We start from the raw sequence: 2,786 nt of genomic DNA on the forward strand, positions 1-2,786 counted from the left end.
TGAAGAAAAGGCAAGTCTTCTATTCTCCCGAAGCCAAAGGTGTGTACCTATTCGCTCCCTGCAGGCGTGGCTTCGGCAACTCAAGCGCGAGACCGGACCCGTGTTTGTGTCCCTGCGCAAGGGTGAACGGTTAACGCAGGCGCGGCTATCGGACAAGAGTATCAACGCGGTGGTGCAGCGCTATCTGGGCCCTACCTACTCCGCCCACTCCTTGCGGGCTTCTTTCGTGACGGTGGCCAAGCTGGCTGGGGCCGATGACAGCGAGATTATGAACCAGACCAAGCACAAGACCTCGGCCATGATCCGACGCTACACCCGGCTGGACGATGTGCGCCAGCATAATGCCGCGCAGAAATTAGGCTTGTAGAGCGAACTCACGAACTTATCGGTCCTTTCAGTTGCACACTACGAAGGCGCGTGCCATACTCTTCAGATTAAGAGCGTCGCTAATTGGCAAGCGTCTATAAAGAGGCGTCCTCTCAATTATAGAGTCGGACTTGAGATTCAGTTGCTCAACCAGCTGGATGTGAACAAAACACCTCATCCAAAAGGCGATTATTGCAGGTTATAGCTTGCACTTTCGCTGAGCAACTTATACTCGGTACAGAAGCCATTGTTCACAGCATCAATATTGCATTGTAACAGTTAGAAAATTAGTAGTGGCACTGAATAACTATTGCAGTAGCCTAATCCCCACGGGACAGCAAAGGACCTATTGTATTGCTAATACAATAGGTCCTTTGCTGTCCCATTTCATTTATGCCGCTTCCAATACAACTTAGGCCCTAACAAGCTAGTTACTTTGCTTGTCCTCCTTTTTGGAGACTAAGCTCGATTGCGCTAATTCACTACGCTAGGCGCTCTAAAATTAGAATTCCCAATCATTTTTGGATGATCGGCACTTTACCGGCTGAAAAATACAGACTCTGAGAGGTACCATCTTGGGTGAACAACGGGTGAAATAGGTGCTTTACGCCTGCTTGCTTCCCCTATTCTACTACTGGCCCGATTGCGTCGTAAATCACAACTTTCTCCCAATAGCGCGCATACTGAGTGCGAAATTCGTCATGAATTGGGTGGTGTTGGTACTGCGCCTCTTGCTCGGCACCATCGAAGAGGCATAGTAAGGAGTATGTATAAGTCCGCTCAATTACGTCGCGGGTGGTATCTGCGGGCGTACCAATGTGGGCCTGCTTTATCGAAGGAATACGAACTAGTTGTTGCAGCCCTTCTAAGAGTATGGCTTTGTCGGCGTCGCTAGCAGTAGCAGGAGTATAAAATAAGACGTGGTGCACAAAGAGCACGGGGACGGATGACATAGTCATACAGTTCAGAATATGTGAGAGGGCGAAACGATCAGGAGACAATATGAGAAAGTGAACCCGGTTCGCCAACTAGGATCACACAGGCCGTGGAATAGCAATCCAGTAGTAGCAAGCAAAATCGCTATCCATAATTAAGGCTTATGCTGTGCTCAGATACTGATTATCAAGCTGATAACTATGGCGAAGAGTGAAGCTCTCCCAATAGTGGAATATCCTTTACAGCAACTGCCTCTCAAAATTAGGCTTCAAACCACGGGCTTGGCTATGGTACTACCGGCTTGGGTTTGTTCATTTCCTCGTGCATTTTAGTCATCCTGTCGAGGTAGGTTTTCAGGGGCTCCATGCCAATGGCAGCACGGCGTTTGTCCACATTCTCCGGATCCCGAAGCGACTTGGGTACTGCGTGACCAATGCCAGGCCCCTGGTACACGACCTGCGTGCCGTATTCTTCCAGGCGGCCGGAATTGATGGCGACGCGGTCAGTGAGGTAGGCATAATTGATGGGACTGGCATTTTTTCGTTGCACTTCAGTTAACATCAACTGTAGCACTTGGCGTTGAAAGGCTGGGTAGGCATCAGCATGCTGTACTAGCAGCCAGAAGTTGTTGGCACTTTGCTCGCCAACCTGCCGGAAACCAGGGTAGCCCACTTGGCGCACAATGCGCTCTAGGATAGGCTGGTGACGGGCAAAGTTTTCTTGCTCTACCCGCACTAGGTCTCGGCCAGCACTGTCGGGCAGCTGTTTGAATAACTGCTGCATGGGCCACTGATCGACGTAGGCTAAGCTGTCGAGGGTTTTGCTAAGCTTTGGATATACTAGTGGTATAGCTTGGGCCGCAGCAGCGAAAGTACCCAGGCACCAAGCGGCACTGGTAAGAGCAAGTAACTTCATAGAATAACGGCTTTGAAATGGGTACTGAAAAACGTAGGGTCTTCTGCGCTGCGCCCATCCGCGGTTTTGCCTGCACTACTGGAAATAGCCAGTAGAAAAGTTCTACGCTTGCCCTTCCTTACCAACGACTTCTCTTGCGCAGTCTGAGTAAGAAGGCAAAAGCTGGGTAGTGAAGGGGCAGACGCACAAAGTTGCTGCATACACCATGGGGTAAAAGCGACGCTGCAAAGGACGCCGCCACCTGTGTAACGCACTGTTATTTTTTGTTAAGGAATGTTAAGGAGCGTTTTCCGGCCGTTAACCTCCCGTATTTTCGGGCTCCTATCGTTGCCCATGAAACACCGTCTTCGCTTTATTTTCGGCTTGCTGGCGGTGTGCCTGCTCGGCAGTTATGGCTTTCAGGCTACTGGCTTTACGGCACCTACCAGCTCGGCCAAGCACAGTTTGCTCGCACGGCTCGCGAGGCGCTGGAAGCCGTTGTACAGGGCCAACAACTTCGCCGTGCCAACAAGGTATTCGACATTAAGTTCAACGATTACGCTCCGCCCGGCGCCCCGCCCAACCTGCCC

General features: G+C 51.0%; 2 protein-coding genes and 2 pseudogenes. 2 read left to right on the top strand and 2 right to left on the bottom strand.

All coding sequences use genetic code 11. The features are described 5' to 3' along the window. Nucleotides 1–367 (top strand): annotated as a pseudogene (locus VI25_RS22455) (tyrosine-type recombinase/integrase); the annotation flags it as partial. Nucleotides 368–989: 622 nt separating this feature from the next. On the opposite strand, the gene VI25_RS22460 reads toward VI25_RS22455, so the two are convergent. Together VI25_RS22460 and VI25_RS22465 are read right to left on the bottom strand one after the other, a co-directional pair. Continuing rightward, complete coding sequence (locus VI25_RS22460) at nt 990–1,325, bottom strand: Dabb family protein (RefSeq protein ID WP_082455821.1); 336 nt, start codon at nt 1,323–1,325, stop codon at nt 990–992. Between the two features lie 262 nt (nt 1,326–1,587). Next, on the bottom strand, nt 1,588–2,217 hold the full coding sequence (locus VI25_RS22465) for a DUF6624 domain-containing protein (RefSeq protein ID WP_052695866.1): 630 nt from the start codon (nt 2,215–2,217) through the stop codon (nt 1,588–1,590). 374 nt (nt 2,218–2,591) lie between these two features. Between VI25_RS22465 and VI25_RS22475 the strand changes: the two are divergent. Beyond that, nucleotides 2,592–2,786, top strand: a pseudogene (locus VI25_RS22475) (hypothetical protein); the annotation flags it as partial.

It is taken from the genome of Hymenobacter sp. AT01-02 (genome assembly GCF_000961955.2).
GTDB lineage: Bacteria > Bacteroidota > Bacteroidia > Cytophagales > Hymenobacteraceae > Hymenobacter > Hymenobacter mucosus.